The organism is Actinoplanes sp. NBRC 103695, assembly GCF_030269485.1.
In the GTDB taxonomy this organism is placed as follows: domain Bacteria; phylum Actinomycetota; class Actinomycetes; order Mycobacteriales; family Micromonosporaceae; genus Actinoplanes.
In genome coordinates this window covers 1-16,178 of sequence record NZ_BSTL01000027.1, presented here as the reverse complement: position 1 = coordinate 16,178, position 16,178 = coordinate 1, and the positions used below count along the sequence as shown (strand labels likewise).

Sequence of the window (16,178 nt, the reverse complement as noted above, 5' to 3'; positions counted from 1 at the left end):
GATTGACGGCGACCGGAACACCGCTGTGACCGTCTGGTCTCATCGGCGCACTCTTCGTAAGGATGGGCGGATGATCGACGCCCTCCCCGACTGGCTGCTCACCGAACTCGACACGGTGCCGGACTATCCGGCGTTCGCGGGGGTGGACGAGCTGCACGCGGGGCTGCGCCGGATCGCCGAGAAATACCCGGAGGCGGCGACGTTGCGGCGGTGCGGCAGTTCGCGGCAGGGCGACCCGCTCTGGTGCCTGACCGTGGACCGGCGGCCGGGTGAGGCGCCCGGCTCGGTGCCGGAGGCGCTCGCCTTCGGGCTGCCCCACCCGAACGAGCCGATCGGCGGGCTGACCGCGCTGCACCTGGCCGAGCGGTTATGCGCCGACCCGGGCCTGCGGGAACGTCTCGGGCACCGCTGGCGGATCGTGGACTGCGCCGACCCGGACGGGCTGCGGCTCAACGAGGGCTGGCTGCGCGGGCCGTTCACCCGGTCGCACTACGCGCGGAACTTCTACCGCCCGGCCGGACGGGATCAGGTGGAGTGGACGTTCCCGATCAACCACGAGGGCGCGTACTTCGACAAGCCGATCGCCGAGACGCAGGCGCTGATGCGGCTGATCGACGAGCACCGGCCGGCCCTGGTCGCCTCGCTGCACAACAGCGAGCTGGGCGGCGCGTACTACTGGCTCAGCCGGCCGGAGCCGGCGTTGCACCCGGTGCTCCAGGGTGTGCCCGTCCACCTGGGCATCTCGCTGGACCGAGGTGAGCCGGAGGCGCCCGACCTGGTGGTGCTGGACGACGCGATCTACGAGGCGACCGCCCTGGCGAAGGTCTACGAGCGGACCATGGCCCGCGGGGAGCCGTGGCTGATCCGCGGCGGCAGCACCACCTGGTACGCCGACCGCTGGGGCGCCCTGATGCTGGTGAGCGAGCTGCCGTACTGGCATGACCCGCGCGTCGGGGACACGTCGCCGGCCGGTGTCTCGTACCGGGACGCACTGGCCGCGAACGCCGCCGAGCTCATCGACGTCGCCGACCTGCTCAGCCGCACCCTGGCCGCGGTGGGGGACGACCTGCTCGCCCCGCAGTCGCCGTTCTGGCGTGCCGCCCGGTTCTTCACGCGCTTCCTCTCCGAGACCGGCCCGGCTCGCAATGAGCGCAGCCTGCGCCAGTCGGCGGACCGGCCGGCGACCGTCGCCGAGGCCACGTCGCTCGCCCTCAACGTGCACGAATGGCGGCTGCGTTACGGCGGTATCCTGCTGCGGGCGTTGCGCGGCGAGGCGGCGGTGGGCAATGTCCGTGCGGCGGCGCGGGCCGCTCTGGCGGAGGTGGAGCAGCGGTACGCGGGCTGGCTCGCCGAGGACGCGAAGGCCGCCGAGCTGGAACCGATCGCCATCCGCCGGCTGGTCGGCGCGCAGTACGCCGCCACGATCGCCGCGGCCGCGCACCTGGCCGGAACGCTGGCCGGCTGAGGCGTCCACCCTGGACGCTCAACTGCCGGAAACCTGACTGATCGGCTGGCTCGTCGACAGTGGACGCTGTCGTATCGTGTCTGACGGGGAACGCACAGCGATGAGCGGGGGCGCGACGTGAAGGCACGGCAGTTGGCCGCGGTGACGGCGCTGGGCTTGGTGGTGATCGCGGGTCCGGGCCTGACGGCCCCCGCGGCGGCGGCCGCTCCGCTGGTGCTCAGCACCGGTCTGGAGGCCGGTCAGTGGATCGGCATCGAGCAGCTCATCTCGCCGACCTTCACCACCGGCGCGGTCTCGATCGAGGTGCTGATCAACAACAAGGTGGTGCTCAAGAAGCAGCGGCGAACGGCCGATCCGGTGCTGCTCAAGCCGCCCGCCGACCTCAACGACACCGAGGCCGACGTGACCGTGCGGGCCTACGACAACTTCGACAACGTCAGTTCGCTGACCACCCGGGTGCGGGTCGACACCCAGGCGCCGGCGGCCACGTTCACGCCTGGCCTGACCGACCTGGTCCACGGCGACACGGTCGTCACGGCGACCCCGGACGCCGACGTGGTCGAGTTCGTCATGTTCGACGCCGACGGCACCGAGCTCGGCCGGACGAGCGCCGCGCCGTGGTCCCTGAACTGGGACGCGCTCGGCCACAGCGGACACCTGAACTTCGAGCTCACCGACCGCGCCGGCAACGTCACCAAGGTGCAGAGTGCCTTCCAGGTGGACGACCTGGGTCCGACGGTCGGCTCGGTCAGCCCCGGCGACAAGGCTTTCGTCAACGGGACGACGCTGACCAGCACGATCGTTGCGAGTGACCCGTCCGGCGTGGCCGAGGCGACGTTGCTCGGCGGGGCGACCGACATCACCCCGCCGTTCACCACGACGCTGCCGATCGGCGGCGACGGCGCCCGGATCCTCACCTGGACGGTCAAGGACCGCTGGGGCAACGCGACCATCTCGCGACGCGTCGTCCGGGTCGACAACACCCGGCCGACGATCACGATCGTCGCACCGGCGACCGGCACGAAGCTGCCGCGCGGTTTCCTGCGCATCCCGGCGACGGCCGGCGACCTGAACGGCGTCCAGCGCGTCGAGATGCGGGTCAACAACCGGATCGTGGCCACCGACACGTCGGCGCCGTTCTCGTTCCTGCTGAACACCGGCATCTACGGCAGGTCGTACGCGGTGTCCTTCTATGCCTTCGACCCGGTCGGCAACGCGTCGAGCACCAAGCCGCGTACCTACCGCCTCTGAGGAGGCACGAGTAGGTTGGCGCGATGGATTTCTCCCGGTACGTCGCCGAGCACGCCATTCCGCTGACCACTGTGGATCCGGCCGCGCCGCTCGACGACCTCGAACCGCTGGCCGAGCGCCTCGCAGCGGCCCGGGTGATCGCCATCGGCGAGAACGCGCACCTGGTAAGCGAGTTCTACCTGCTGCGGCATCGGTTGCAGCGGTTCCTGGCCGAGCGGCTGGGCTTCACGGTGTACGCGATGGAGACCGGGTTCAGCGAGGGCCTCGCCGTCGACGCCTGGGTGCGCGGCGCCGGAACAGCCGAGGATCTGCGGACGCTGGCCGACGAGAACATCACGTACACCATGGGGCGGTGCGCGCAGATGCGCGATCACCTGGCGTGGATGCGTGCGGCCACCCCGCCCGTCCGGTTCTTCGGACTCGACGTGCCGGGCTCGACCTCATCGTCGTTGCCGGCGATCGAGGGGATCCGCCGCTACCTGCGGGAAGTGGACCCGGATGCCGAGCCGGTCCTGGACCGCCTGGCCGCGCTGATCGGGAAGTACGCCGGTGAGCACGCGCTGCCGGCGTACGCGGCCTATCTCGGCCTGGACGCGGCCGAGCGGGACCGGATCACCGCGACTCTCGCCGAGCTGGCGACCCGGTTCGACGCGCTGGAACCCGAGTACCGGGCCGCCGCGGGCGTCGAACCCCACGCGATCGCCCGGCACGAGCTGCGCCTCGCGGTTCTGCTGGACCAGGCGATGCGTGGCTACGCGGCGCAGGTGGCGAGCGAGGGCGGCGCGCCGACCGTGCACCCGCGGGTGGCCGCCCGCGACCGGGGGATGGCCGAGACGGTGTTCTGGCTGCTGGACCGCCTCGGGCCGGACGCGAAGATCATCGTTGCGGCCCACAACAGCCACATCCAGCGCACCCCGGTGCGGTCCCCGGGCTTCCCGCTCTCCGCCGCCGGGCACCATCTGGCGACCAGGCTCGGATCGGACTATGTGGCGGTCGGCGTGACCTGCGCCGGCGGCCGGACGTTGACCCACCGCCCGGACGCCGACGCGCCGGGCGGCGTGGCGATCGTCGGCGCCGACCTCCCGGCGCCGGAGGCGGGCAGCGTCGAGGCGGCGATGCCCGGCACCCTGTCTGCGGTGGATCTGCGCCCGGCCCGTGCCGCCGGCATCGGCGACGCCCCGGACCGCCTGCGCATCCTCGACACCTACCAGCAGGCGCCGATCCTCGACGCCTACGACCTGATGATCACCATTCCGGAGGTCAGCCCGGCCGATCGATCTCAATAGGTGGGCGTCAAGGTGTAGGTGACGGTGCCGGTGTAGGTGCCGGCCTTCATCAGGTAGTCGATCTCCGCGCGCATGCTCAGCGTGATGGTGTCGGCGGGAGCGGCCGTCGCGGCGGACACGATCTGCTCCGGGGTCGACGAGAAGCCGGCCCACTTCGTGCCCAGGGTGCCGTTGACCGTGCCGGTGCCGGACATGCTCACCGCGTACCCGAATCGATTGACCGGGATCGTTCCCGACGTCACGGCCGTCGCGATGCCGGTGGAGATCGGCGTGAGCGTGCCCTCCGTACCCGAGAAACCGCTGCTCTGCACGGTCAGCGTGTAACCGCGGGGTGCCGTGCTGACGATCGACCAGGCGCTCGCCGAGGTGCGGTCCGACTGCGCGGCGCTCACCGGGCTGACCGAAACCGTCAGCGCCGCGGGCTGGCTCAGCGTGGCCACCCGCGGCGTGCCCGGCGAGTACGCGGTGCCGGACGTGGCGAAGCTGATCGAGTTCGTCCCCGCCGAGTCCACCACCGCGCCGACGTTGCTGATCGTGCTCACCCCACCGGCCTGCACGCCCGTGGCCGGGTTCGACAACCCCGCGAACCGCAGATAGATGTGTACGCCGACCGGCACGTCCAGCGGCGCCGGCAGCGTGTAGGTGACCGTCGTGCCGCTGCGCACCACCGAGCCACCGGCCGGCACCCCGTACGCCGCGCTCACCGTCGGCGTCCCACCCGAGCCGGTCGGGATGGTCACCGCGATCGAGCCGAGCGTGGCCGCGGTGACGGTCGTCAGGTCGTACGCGTACGAGACGTTGGTCGCCGACTGTACATAGGACGACACCCACCAGGTGGCCATCGTGGTGGCCCGGCGGACCATCCGGATCCGCTGCGCGTTCTGGTCGGTGATGTAGAGGTTGCCCGCCGCGTCGAAGATCATCCCGCCGGGGGCGAAGAGCCGGCTGCTGGTGGACACGCCGCTGCCGGTGTACCCGCCGGTGATGCCGGCCGTACCGGCGATGTTGCTGATCACGCCGTTCCGGTCGATCCGCCGGACCAGGCCGGATGCGACGTTGACCTCGGCCTCGTAGAGGTTGCCCGCCGGGTCGATGGCCAGCGACGCCGGGTTGTACAGCCGGGCCGCCACCGCGGCCAGGCCGCCGTCGCCGGTCACGCCGCCGGTGCCGGAGGCCGAGCCGGCGATCGTGGTGATCACGCCGTTGCTGAGCCGGCGGATCTGGTTGCCGGTGCCGTCGGCGATGTAGAGGGCGCCGTTCGGGCCGAACACCACGTCCATCGGCTGGTAGAGGGTGGCGACCGTGAGCGCGTCGCCGTCCACGCGCCCCTGCACTCCGGTACCCGCGATGGTGGCGATGGTGCCGCCCACCGTGAACTGCCGGATCCGCCGGTCGGCCGAGTCGGCGAAGGTGATCGTGGTGCCGTCCGCGGACACCAGCAGTCCCTGCGGCGAGCTGACGTTGGTGGACGCCGCCGCGACGCCGTCCGCCTGCCAGCCGCTGCTGCCGGTACCGGCGATCGTGCTGATCAGGCCGGTGTTCGCGTCCACCATGCGGATCCTGCGGTGCCCCACGTCGCTGATGTAGAGGTTGCCGGCGGCGTCCACCGCCACGTTCGTCGGCCGGTACAGCAACGCCGTCGTGGCGAGCTGACCGTCCTTCACGCTGAGCGCGGTCGTGCAGCCCGTCGTGCACCCGCTGCCCGACCCGGCCACGGTGGTCACCACGCCGTCCAGCGCGATCTTGCGGATCCGGTTGTTGTAGGAATCCGCCACGAACAGGTTCCCGGCCGAATCGACGGCCATCCCGGCGGGCCTGTCGAACTGGGCATCCGCCGCCTGGCCGCCGTCGCCGGAGAACGCGAACCAGCCGTTGCCCGCGAACGTGCTGATCACGTTGCTCGCGACCTTGCGGACCACGGAGTAGATCGGGGTCTGCGCGGTGGTGGAGAACTGCCCGATGTAGAGCGCGCCGTCCTGGCCGACAACCACTTCGCCGGGGTACGAGAGCCGGGCAGCCGTCGGGGCCGCGCCGTCACCCAGCAGACCGCCGGTGCCGTTGCCGGCGACCGTGGTGATGATCCCGGTGGCCGCCGTGATCAGCCGGATGCGGTGACCGCTGGTCTCGGCGATGTAGACGTTGTCGCTCGCGTCGACGGTCACGCCGTACGGGTTGTTCAGCTGCGCGATGGCGGCCTGGCCGTTGTCGCCGCCCGAGCCGGCCGTGCCGGTCCCGGCCAGGGTGGTCGCCGCGCCGCCGGCGGCCGGATAACGCACCACGGTGTGCCCGGTGGTCACGTAGACGTTGCCGGCCGAGTCGGTGTCGATCCCGCGCGGCGTGGTGGGCGTGGCGAACGTGCTGATGAGACCCGTCGCCGCGGTGATCTTGCGGACCTTGTCGGCGGACGGCTCGGTGATGAAGATGTTGCCCGACGGGTCGACGGCGATCCCGGTCGGACCCATCACCGCGGCGGCGGTGGCCGCGGCGCCGTCACCCGTGGAGGCGTTCGTGCCGATCCCGGTGACCGTGGAGATGACGCCGGTGGTCAGCGACACCGCGCGGACCCGGTGGTTGAGGCTGTCCGCGATGTACATCGTGGTGCCGGAGACGTCCACGTCCGTCGGGGTGTTCAGCGACGCCACGGTGGCCTGGCCGCCGTCGCCGGTGAACCCCTGCGCCGCCGTGCCGGCCGCGACCGACGCCACGCCGGACACCAGGTCGACCTTGCGGATCAGGCTGTTGCGCTGGTCGGCGATGTACAGAGCGTCGGCGGTAACGGCCAGGCCGCGCGGGTTCACCGCGATCGACGTCGCCGGGCCGGCGCCGGCGACGCCACCGACGGAGACCAGGTCGCCGGAGGCCACGGCGGTGGACGGAGGCGCGTATGCCAGGGCGGCCACCAACGCGGCCACGGCCAGCGTCGCGCGCAGTCTCATCGCGCGGCCTTCCCTTGTCTTCCCGCGGCGGCGTGCCGTGGGGCGTTTTCACTGCGCGGGCCGGCGTTGCGCGGGCCGGTTCCGTTGCGCGAGCCGGTCTTGTTACGCGGGCCGGTCTTGTTGCGCGAGCTGGTGGCGTGGCGCGCGGCGATGGCCGGGCGGCGCCGGCGGGCCACGATCAGGCCGGTTGCCAGCCCGACGAGCAGCGCGACGGCGGCCGCGACGGTGACGATGAACGCCGGGGCGATCAGCACGATCGGGCTGCCCCGCACGGTCACATCACCGACGATCTCGCCGTCGTTCAGATACGACACATCGGACCGCGGACGCACCACGGTCACCCAGTCGGTCGCCGTCCAGGCGTACCCGAGGGTGCGTTTGGTCCCTGCCGGGAGCAGTTGGAGGTCCTCGCCGGACACCGGCAGCACGGCCAGGTTGCGGCCGTCGCGGTCGTCGATGCGGACCTGCGTACGGGTCATCGCGCCGGCGTCACCCACGTTGCTGACGTCGACCGTACCCGTCAACTCGGAAGCGAAGCGGAACCGCGGCAGCGAGCCGAACGCCGCGCTGACCTCGCGTTCCCGCACCCCCGGCACGTCCATGTTGAGCACGGCGGCGACCCGGGCGTTGACCTGCACACCTTCGCGCGGCGTGGTGACCACCGGTTCGGCGAGCACCCCGATCAGGTAGTAGTCGGCCGGCAGCGAGGCCGGCGCGGTCACCGTGACCGGCACCTCGATGCCACCGTCGGCCGGAACCGTCACCTGCGCCGGCAGGTCCACCCGTCCCGACCACGCCGGGTCGGCCCGATCCACCACCGACAGCCGCCCGTCGTCCTCCGGCGTCAACGTGGCCAGCTGCAGGGCGACGCGCTCGGCGGTGTTCGTACCGTTGGTGATCCTGATGCTCGTGGTGACCGACCCACCGGTCCGCATCACGACCGGCTCGGCCGGACCACCCACCGAGATGGAGGTCCCACCCGGCGCGGCCTGGACCGGCGCCGGCACGGCCAGGAGCGTCGCCGCGATCGCCGCCGCGAGCCGGACCTTCATCAGTAGGAAGGTGTCACGGTGTACGTGACCGTGCCGGTGTACGCGTCCGACTTCTGCAGGAAGTCCACGCGCGCACGGTTGGTCAGGGTCACGGTGTCACCGTTGGTGGGCCCGGTGGCGGACGCCACGGTCTCCCCGGCGGTGGTGTAGCCGACGTAGCCGGTGGACGCGAAGCCCGCCCCGTTCGCCGTGCCGGCCCCGGTCACGCCCACGGTGTAACCGAACGTGTTGACCGGGAACGCGCCGCCGCTGAAGCCGGTCGCCTTACCGGCGGAGCTGGCCGCCATGGTGGCGCCCGACCCCTGCAGCTGGTGGTCGATCCGGGTGTCCAGCGCGTACCCGTTGGCGGCGTTGGTCATCACGCTGAGCGTGACGGGCTGCGTCCGGTCGGTCAGAGCCGGCACCGACGGGTCGAGCATCATGGTGAACCCGGTCGTGTTCAGCGAGAACCCGGTGGACCGCGCCACCTTGACGGTGACCGACGTCGAGTTGTTGCTGACGGACACGGTGTTGCTGCCCGCCGTGTCAATGGTCGCCGGCACGGACGTCTGAGTGGTGACCGTGCTCGCATAGGTCCCCGGCGTGGCCGTGTTGGTGAACCCGTCGATCGCCACCAGCACGTTCACACCAGGCCCGACAGACAACCCCGAGGCCATCGTGTACGTGACGGTGGTCCCGGAAAGCGAAGCGGTGCCGCCCGCCGTGATGCCGTAGACATCGGTCACGCTCAGGGCCCCGCCCGAGGTGCCGGCCGGCACATCAAAGGCGACGGTCCTGATGGTGCCCAGCGTGGCGGTGGTGAAGTTCCAGCTGTACCGCACCCCGGAGTCCCCAGGGTGCGGCTTGGAGATCGACCACCCGACGTTGGTGAGAGCGGCCGCAGAGGCAGGCGCCCCGGTGACAACAACCCCACCGGCAACCAGAACAGCGGCGCCAAGCATCCGCACGAACACAGAGTTCTTCATGACCAGCCTCATCGTGGATCGGGGGGACCGATCTCCCTTCGATCGACGACAGCCCCCAAACCTTGAGAACCGGCCCAGGTTCCACTCGGCTGCATCTAGGTAGCGAGACCTACGCCACAGCGGCGGCAGGCGAGGAACACACCGCCTGTCGCCACGCTCGATCGGCGGCGCGTAGTGTGCCGCGGGTGGACAGCGGTGCCGCGGATGCGCTCTTTGAAATGCCGGCCACCAGCGCTGGCGGTCGTGGGAGACCCGCGCCGCCACCGGGCGAAACTTGTCGTAACGACAGGGGCGACGTACACGTTCTCGACCGCCCTGAGCATGACTCCGAACTTCAGGCGGTCCATGGCTGGTTCGAGATCTTCGGCCGGACCCCGGAACTCATCGGAGACGCGGTCGAAGACGCGATCTACTACGTCCTCGACGGTGCCCGGACGCACAGGTTCGACATCCGCGATGAACGTGTCGACAGCGACGAACGGCGCAGCATCGGTACCAAACTGCAGTTCCACGTTATCGAGAACTTCGAGTTGCCTCGTCTCAGGCACCCTGACACCGAGGTGGCGGGTGTCGGGCTGGAGATCAAAGGGACCATCGGCGGCAACTGGGCCGTACCCAAGGAGGGGCAGTGCGGGGTAACACTGCTCATCCGGCTTGACCTCGAGAGGGATCGCCATAAGGCATGGCTGATGCGTACGCATCGGGCGTGGTTGCGGGACGGCGCGAACAACGACGGCAAGCGAGGGGTGCTCGCGAACGCGCTTCGCGCATATGCAGTCGAACTCTATGGATGGGAGCCACTGCGGCCGAACCCGCTGAAAATGCTGGAACCTGCCGACCTCGACGTCGTCTTTGGCGACGCGGGACAGCAGCCGCGTTTAACCCATCTGTTCCGGACATTGCCGCAGGTCGTTATTCCTCGGGCTGTCATTCTGACGGTTTGCGCTAATCGCGACGATCCCATGCGCAGAGTGCGGGCGATCCGGCCACTCGTTCGCCCCTTCGGTCTGGAATTACTTTGCGGCAAGTGGCCGGCGCAGCGTGAGCTGGCAGAGGACCTAGGCTTCGATTTGACCGGTGCGGCCTGGGTGGCCGTTCCCGCACCTGACCTGGATGGTTACGGTCCGCTCAGCGAGCAGGTCCGCGCCGAGGTCGAGTAGCGGAAAGTGTGAAGAATTGAACTCGAATGTGTCAGGCGTGGCGGTTGCCGCGTACCGGGAAGCGGCCGATAGAGTAGAACGCATGTTCGGTCATTCCAATGCAGAGCGTACGGCTTCAATTGCCTTGGGTAATGGCTCGTGCTCCCAGATGCGGACAACCTGCCAACCAGCCTCCTCTAGGGAGGCGTTGACCGACCTATCACGCTCCATGTTGCGCCTGAGCTTCGGCGTCCAGTACCACTCGTTTGTCGTGGGCTGACGGCCATGTTCCGGGCACACATGCCAGAAACACCCGTCGACGAACACCGCCACCTTCCGGCCGGTGAAGACGATGTCAGGGCGCACGCGGACGCTGTCCAGCTTGAGCTGCAGATCTTTCCGGTATCGGTAGCCAAGCCGATGCAGCGCCGATCGCAGCAGCACTTCGGGTTTGGTGTTCGTGCGCCGGTTGGCCTGCATGTTTCGCGACCGGCCCGCATTCAGCGGCGCCGGGTAAAGGCCGCGGGCGTGGGCCGCGGCTCGCTTGTCAGCCAGCTCGTCAGACATCCGGTTTCCACCGTTACGCAGCGCATCGGCGACGCCGCATCGCTGACGGCAAGATACCCGGCGGTCCAGGACCGCCATGCCTACCCCCTGGAGGAGGAGTCTCGTGACTAGCTTCGACGTCGTCGAGATCTGTGCCGGTGCCGGCGGTCAGGCACTAGGCTTGGAGAAGGCGGGCTTCGAGCATGCGCTCGCGGTTGAGCTCGACGCGAACGCGTCACAGACACTCAAGAACAACCGCCCCTCCTGGAAGGTGGAGACCGGCGACGTAGCCGACGAGGCGGTGTGGAAACCCCGCGCCTACGAGGGAGTTTCTTTGCTCGCCGGCGGTGTTCCCTGTCCGCCGTTCACCATTGCGGGCAAGCAACTGGGCGCGACTGATGAGCGTGACCTTTTCGCCTGGGCGATCGAGCTGGTCGATCAGGTCAAGCCACGGGCATTGATGCTAGAGAACGTCCGTGGGCTGAGCATGCCCCGGTTCGCTGGGTACCGGCAGCACGTTCTGGACAGGCTCGCCGCGCTGGAGTACGTCGGCGAGTGGCGGCTGTTGCAGGCTTCCGACTTTGGGGTTCCCCAGCTCCGGCCACGGTTTGTCCTGGTGGCGATGAACGCGGTGGATGCACCGTACTTCCGCTGGCCGGAACCGATGGATCCGCCGTTGACTGTAGGGGAGACGTTGGTGGACCTCATGGGTGCCGACGGCTGGGAAGATGCGAGTGCCTGGGCGGCACGCGCCAACCGCATCGCACCTACCGTTGTCGGCGGCTCGAAGAAGCACGGTGGTGCGGACCTCGGGCCGACACGGGCAAAGCGGGCGTGGGCGGATATGGGAGTGGACGGCCTGGGCGTGGCGGACAACCCGCCACAGCCAGGCGCCAGCTTCGCGGTTGGGCCGAAGCTGACTTGCGACATGGTCGCTCGGATTCAGGGCTGGTCTGGCGAGTACCCATGGGAATTCCACGGCCGGAAGACGACGAAGTATCGGCAGATCGGCAATGCCTTCCCACCGCCGGTGGCCAGGGCCGTCGGCGAGTCAATCGCGCGCGCCTTCCGGCATGAGGGCATTCCGCAGCAGCGGGTGTCCGCCGAGCACGACCCGATCTACACCGCGCTTCGCGACGCAGACGGCTTCCTCACGGCAAATCAGCTCTCCAGGGCCGTCGGCGCAGCGATCGCTGCGCCTGACCTGGAGCGACGTATCAGCCTGCTCAGCCGCGACTTCGACATCCAGGTGGAGAACGGAACCTCCGGCCCGGCCTACCGGCTCGGCGAATTCAAGGCGTTCGTTGGCCAGGACGATCACAACCGTCACGAGGCGTTCCTCAAGCAGCGTTCGCGGATCAGCTGATCAACGTGGGGCATCCACAGCGTCGGCAATTGCTTTACGGTCGGCGTCGCTGAGCCGACGGTAGATCGCCCAGACCTGGTCGGCCGACGTCGCGGATCGCTGGCCTCGGCGGATCCAGCTACTCAAGAGCGAGCGCTGGTCGCCACTGAGCCGTTCAACGATGCGGAGCGCCTCTTCGAGCTCCAGCGCTCGGGTCGCATTGCCACCAGCGCGACACCGGCCGCACTCGGTGAAGTACGAGACCCTGGGGACGCCACCCGTCTCCTCTCGCCGTACCGATATCCCCAGCTGGGCGGTGTCATAGCTGGTGTCAGCGTAGGTCTCGCCACCGCCAACTCCGCAGCTGACACATAGGTAGTGGTCTCGCTCGAAGATCGCCTTACGCGACTTACTCGTTAGTGTTCCGTCTGATGGCCGCGCCTTTCCGGCCTCCCAGACGTTGTCTCCGGCCTGGGCGAATCGAAGCTCGTTCGGGGTCAAGGATGCATCGTCGGTGTTCGTGCCGATACGCCATCCTCGTACTCTGAGGTCTCGCATCCGGCGGTCAACCTGCTCAACACCAGGGAAGGCGTTCCTTAGATCCGCTTTGGTAAATACATTTCCCTCGCCGACCTCCTGAAGTAGCCAGAGTGCGACACGAACCATCGTGCCGCGCTTAACCGATCTGTCGTCCCACTGTGGAGCAGGAGCCACGACGTTACCTCCACGGCTGGCGGCGTTTGACGAACCGGATGAGGCGTGATGCCGCATCATACGAGAAGCTTAGGCCCGCCGTTCGAGCCCTGGGGGAACGTAGTGACAATCCAAGAGCCGCCCAATGGAATACAGATTCGTGAGATGGTCGCCGACCGCATCGAGCAGGCGCGTTCTCAGGGCGGCACGCGTGAGTCGGTGACCATCGAGTGGCGTGGCCAGCCTTGTCACATCGATGTCGTCCCCATGCCGATCGCTGATCTGTACTACAACCCGGAAACGCATCGGATCCGCGCGCAGCGTGACCATGACTTGGCAAAGGACAAGGGCCTGACATCCGATCCTTGGTCGGACGAGAGCCAGGAATACCTGCACTACCTGCTGACGGCTGATCCGGCGGACCCGAGCCGTCGAGACGTCAACTTCGACAACCTGATGGATGATCTCAGGCTGTACGAGCAGAAGGATCCGGGCATCATCACGCCGTCCGGGATCCTCGTTAACGGCAACACGCGCCACGCTGCACTTCGAGAACTGGGCCGCGAGAACATCAGGGTCGGTGTACTCCCTGGGGACTGGACGTGGCCCGACATCCGGGCGGTGGAGCTTGAGCTACAGCTCCGGAAGGAGCATCGCCGTGACTACTCGTACATCAATCAGCTGATCGCGATCGAGGATGAGGCGGCCCGAGGGCTGCCAGAGGCCGAGATTTGCAAGAAGTTCCGCATCCAGAGCAAGACCTTCCGGCAGGCTCGATGGATTCTTCAGTTTGTCCGGGACGCGATCGAGCGTAGCAAGGTCGAGCTCCCGGACGGCTCGATCGCGGGCATGCGCCTCGTTGACTTCGAGGATCATCAGGAAAAGCTCAAGGAGCTGCAGAGAAAGTACGTTGAACTGGAACCGAGAGATCACGAAGGCGCTGAGCGCATGAAGGAGAATCGCCTCATCGCTATCGTTCTTGGTAAAGCCAAGACCGATATTCGCTGGATCGAACCAAATTTCCGGGAAAAGCACCTTGAGGGAAAGCTCCCGGCACAATTAAAGTTTGACGGCGAGGGTGGCGGCGACAGGGTCTCCATTCCAGGCTTGAGTCCCAGAGCGACCGTCACAGGCGAGTCGAAGAGTGTCAAGGCGGCCAAGGCGACGACCGACGCCGTCCTGAAGGCCAAAGCGACCTCGTCTGCCGGCAAAGCACCAGCGGCGACGCTCCAAGAGGCCAATGACCTAATCAACTCGATGGATGCCGCTCTGGAAAAGGGTATCCGTGCGGCGGGGCGAGACGGCTCACTGCGCAAGCGCAAGGCGGCAGCTCCCGAGAAGCTCTCTGACGCGAACGACCTGCTCAAGAGTGTGGTCGATGACATCGTCGAAGCACGTAGCAAGGGGCTTCTCGATATCGATGCCCTTGATGAAGGTTTTCTTGTCATCCGTCGCACGCTGGCAGCTATCGTGGCTCAGGTTTCCCGCGGCGTTTCCGAGCCGGGCGACGGTCTGCTCTGGCTACAGCGGGCCACCCGGGAGGGTGAGTGAGCGGGTCTCCGGCGCTTCGTATCGAGTTCGGATCCGACTCGTCGACAGTGATCATGCGCGCCCGCGCCGACTTCGCTGACATGCTGCGAAATCTCGCGCCTCGGTTCAGGACGGCGACGCTCCTCGGTCCCGGGCTCCTCGAGGTAGGACTCGATGACCTCATGGCGAACATCCTCGAGCTTCAGCATTGGCCCGCTGACGTCGTCTGGAGCACCGATCTGCAGCGGCTCGTCGAGGGCAACCTTGCCGACGCAAATGCGGTTACGGGGAAGCTGGACGACGGCGAGGAGCCTCAGCTCCTGATCGGCGACGATGAAATCGAATGGTTGTTCGAGCAAGGCTGGACGTCGCCTCTCACAGACTGCCAGCGTCGTGACGTCCGCAAGCTGCTGTCGATGAACCACGGCGCGAACTTCAGTGTTCCAGGGGCCGGAAAGACGCGCGTCACGCTAGCCACGTTTCACGCTCTCAAGCTGCGCGGTCGTGTTGACAGACTTCTGGTCGTCGCGCCCAAGTCTGCATTTGAGGCGTGGCGTACCGAGAACGCGGAGTCGTACGCGGGGTCGCCGCTGCATATGCATGTCTTCGAGGGCGTTGCGGACTCGGCCGCCGATCTCATGGTCGCGACCTATGAGCGGCTCCCCGGGAACCGCGCTGTTCTGGCGCGCTGGCTGAGTCAGCGGCGAGCCATGCTCGTGCTGGATGAGGCGCACCGGATGAAGCTGGGAGATCTTGGTGCCTACGGCAGCGCGTGTATTGCGCTCAGTCCACTGGCCGAGCGCAGAATGATCTTGACGGGCACGCCGGCGCCGAACGGCGCGCGTGACTTGGAAAACTTGATGGGCTTCGTGTGGCCCGGCCACGGACGGCAAGTGGTGGCGAGGGCTTTGGCGGGTGGCGACCTGCGCTCGGCGAGCGAAGCGCTTCGTCCTCTCTATACGCGTACCACGAAGGCTGACCTGGACCTTCCGCCGGTAAGCATGGGGATACGCAGGCTCCTGATGCCGCCGCTGCATGATGAGATCTACCGGGCGCTGGTTGGCGAGATGAGTGCACGCGCGGCGAATAGCCCGGGCGACTTCGAGGCCATGGGCCGCATCGTCATGTACCTGCTGATGGCCGCGACCAGTCCGGCGCTGTTGTCCGTTGGGGCCTCTCGCTACGACCCCCTCGTCTATCGGGTGCCTCCACTCGAGGCGCCCGCGAACGCGTCGTTGACGGAGGTGCTCGCGGATCTTCCTAGCTATGAATTCTCCCCCAAGTATCGGGAGGCGCTGGGCATAGTCGCGGAGAATGCCAGCAAGGGACGCAAGACCATAGTCTGGACCAACTTCGTTCGTAGCTTGAATACCTTGAAAGCTATGTTGCGGGAGTTCAATCCGGCCCTGGTCCATGGTGGAGTTGCCGATGCGGATCGCGTGTTGGAGCTTGATCGGTTCCGCAACGATGAGTCGTGCTGGGCCCTGCTCTCGAACCCCGCAACTCTCGGCGAGGGGATCAGCCTGCATCACGCGTGTCATGACGCGGTCTACATCGATCGAGATTTCGCCGCGGGGCGATATATGCAGAGCCTCGACCGCATCCATCGCCTTGGACTGGCGCCGGATGTCCGGACGAATATCACGGTCCTTGTCACCGCTGAAACCATCGACGAAGTGGTGGAACACAGGTTGGCGATGAAGCTCAGATTCATGGGAGCCGTATTGGACGATCACGACGTGCAAGAACTCGCCGATCTCGCCGAAGAGCCCGCCGTAGCCGGCGGTCTGGATATGGCGGATCTTCAGTCAATTATGGGGCATCTCGATGCCAAGCCTTCCCGCTAGCCTCGACCCTTCGTTAAGGGGTGTCCAAGGACTGGGCAGAAACGAAGAAGTGCCTTCTGATCAGGGAAAATAGGACTTGCTGAGGGTCCAAGTTTCCTGTCACGGAAGGCACTTGCAGGGTGC

Annotated in this window: 12 protein-coding genes; 7 read left to right on the top strand and 5 right to left on the bottom strand. The window is 67.6% G+C overall.

Annotation, left to right across the window (positions count from 1 at the left end):
* The first annotated feature begins 70 nt into the window (after positions 1-70).
* From QSK31_RS37010 to QSK31_RS37000, 3 genes are all read left to right on the top strand, one after another.
* Positions 71-1,465 (top strand): M14 family zinc carboxypeptidase, encoded by a 1,395-nt coding sequence (locus tag QSK31_RS37010; protein WP_285689362.1) that lies wholly within the window; start codon positions 71-73, stop codon positions 1,463-1,465.
* Positions 1,466-1,582: 117 nt separating this feature from the next.
* Positions 1,583-2,716, top strand: coding sequence for an Ig-like domain-containing protein (locus QSK31_RS37005; protein ID WP_285689361.1), 1,134 nt, complete (start codon positions 1,583-1,585; stop codon positions 2,714-2,716).
* Positions 2,717-2,739: 23 nt separating this feature from the next.
* Positions 2,740-4,002: an erythromycin esterase family protein gene (locus QSK31_RS37000; RefSeq protein WP_285689360.1), complete on the top strand. Its 1,263-nt coding sequence runs from the start codon at positions 2,740-2,742 to the stop codon at positions 4,000-4,002.
* On the opposite strand, the gene QSK31_RS36995 is transcribed toward QSK31_RS37000, so the two are convergent.
* Genes QSK31_RS36995 through QSK31_RS36985 form a run of 3 tightly spaced genes read right to left on the bottom strand, consistent with a single transcriptional unit; the run spans position 3,996 to position 8,955 of the window.
* Entirely contained in the window at positions 3,996-6,938 is a 2,943-nt protein-coding gene (locus tag QSK31_RS36995) for an NHL repeat-containing protein (RefSeq protein ID WP_285689359.1), read from the bottom strand. The two genes, QSK31_RS37000 and QSK31_RS36995, sit on opposite strands and share 7 nt — an antisense overlap.
* The gene (locus QSK31_RS36990) at positions 6,935-7,990 is read right to left on the bottom strand and encodes a hypothetical protein (protein ID WP_285689358.1); all 1,056 of its coding nucleotides are present in this window, start codon (positions 7,988-7,990) and stop codon (positions 6,935-6,937) included. The genes QSK31_RS36995 and QSK31_RS36990 overlap by 4 nt, the downstream gene beginning before the upstream one ends.
* On the bottom strand, positions 7,990-8,955 hold the full coding sequence (locus QSK31_RS36985; RefSeq protein ID WP_285689357.1) for a hypothetical protein: 966 nt from the start codon (positions 8,953-8,955) through the stop codon (positions 7,990-7,992). The genes QSK31_RS36990 and QSK31_RS36985 overlap by 1 nt, the downstream gene beginning before the upstream one ends.
* A gap of 185 nt (positions 8,956-9,140) precedes the next feature.
* Between QSK31_RS36985 and QSK31_RS36980 the strand changes: the two genes are divergently transcribed.
* Entirely contained in the window at positions 9,141-10,115 is a 975-nt protein-coding gene (locus tag QSK31_RS36980; RefSeq protein WP_285689356.1) for a NaeI family type II restriction endonuclease, read from the top strand.
* Positions 10,116-10,205: 90 nt separating this feature from the next.
* Here QSK31_RS36980 and QSK31_RS36975 read toward each other — a convergent pair whose 3' ends face one another.
* Positions 10,206-10,661: a very short patch repair endonuclease gene (locus tag QSK31_RS36975; RefSeq protein ID WP_285689355.1), complete on the bottom strand. Its 456-nt coding sequence runs from the start codon at positions 10,659-10,661 to the stop codon at positions 10,206-10,208.
* 103 nt (positions 10,662-10,764) lie between these two features.
* On the opposite strand from QSK31_RS36975, the gene QSK31_RS36970 reads away from it, so the two are divergent.
* Positions 10,765-12,006 carry a DNA cytosine methyltransferase gene (locus QSK31_RS36970; RefSeq protein ID WP_285689354.1) on the top strand — a complete coding sequence of 414 codons (1,242 nt, stop codon included), beginning with the start codon at positions 10,765-10,767 and terminating at the stop codon, positions 12,004-12,006.
* On the opposite strand, the gene QSK31_RS36965 is transcribed toward QSK31_RS36970, so the two are convergent.
* Positions 12,007-12,651 carry a KpnI family restriction enzyme N-terminal domain-containing protein gene (locus QSK31_RS36965; RefSeq protein ID WP_285689353.1) on the bottom strand — a complete coding sequence of 215 codons (645 nt, stop codon included), beginning with the start codon at positions 12,649-12,651 and terminating at the stop codon, positions 12,007-12,009.
* A gap of 192 nt (positions 12,652-12,843) precedes the next feature.
* Between QSK31_RS36965 and QSK31_RS36960 the strand changes: the two genes are divergently transcribed.
* Both QSK31_RS36960 and QSK31_RS36955 read left to right on the top strand, forming a co-directional pair.
* The gene (locus tag QSK31_RS36960) at positions 12,844-14,229 is read left to right on the top strand and encodes a ParB N-terminal domain-containing protein (RefSeq protein ID WP_285689352.1); all 1,386 of its coding nucleotides are present in this window, start codon (positions 12,844-12,846) and stop codon (positions 14,227-14,229) included.
* 161 nt (positions 14,230-14,390) lie between these two features.
* Positions 14,391-16,055: a DEAD/DEAH box helicase gene (locus QSK31_RS36955; protein ID WP_285689351.1), complete on the top strand. Its 1,665-nt coding sequence runs from the start codon at positions 14,391-14,393 to the stop codon at positions 16,053-16,055.
* Positions 16,056-16,178: the final 123 nt, after the last annotated feature.

Excerpts from the sequence above, each read along its gene's own strand:
- QSK31_RS36975 (WP_285689355.1), bottom strand. The coding sequence starts at position 10,661 with ATGTCTGACGAGCTGGCTGACAAGCGAGCCGCGGCCCACGCCCGCGGC.
- QSK31_RS36960 (WP_285689352.1), top strand. The coding sequence starts at position 12,844 with ATGGTCGCCGACCGCATCGAGCAGGCGCGTTCTCAGGGCGGCACGCGT.
- QSK31_RS36995 (WP_285689359.1), bottom strand. The coding sequence starts at position 6,938 with ATGAGACTGCGCGCGACGCTGGCCGTGGCCGCGTTGGTGGCCGCCCTG.
- QSK31_RS36955 (WP_285689351.1), top strand. The coding sequence starts at position 14,391 with ATGGCGAACATCCTCGAGCTTCAGCATTGGCCCGCTGACGTCGTCTGG.
- QSK31_RS37000 (WP_285689360.1), top strand. The coding sequence starts at position 2,740 with ATGGATTTCTCCCGGTACGTCGCCGAGCACGCCATTCCGCTGACCACT.
- QSK31_RS37010 (WP_285689362.1), top strand. The coding sequence starts at position 71 with ATGATCGACGCCCTCCCCGACTGGCTGCTCACCGAACTCGACACGGTG.
- QSK31_RS36985 (WP_285689357.1), bottom strand. The coding sequence starts at position 8,955 with ATGAAGAACTCTGTGTTCGTGCGGATGCTTGGCGCCGCTGTTCTGGTT.
- QSK31_RS36965 (WP_285689353.1), bottom strand. The coding sequence starts at position 12,651 with ATGGTTCGTGTCGCACTCTGGCTACTTCAGGAGGTCGGCGAGGGAAAT.
- QSK31_RS36990 (WP_285689358.1), bottom strand. The coding sequence starts at position 7,990 with ATGAAGGTCCGGCTCGCGGCGGCGATCGCGGCGACGCTCCTGGCCGTG.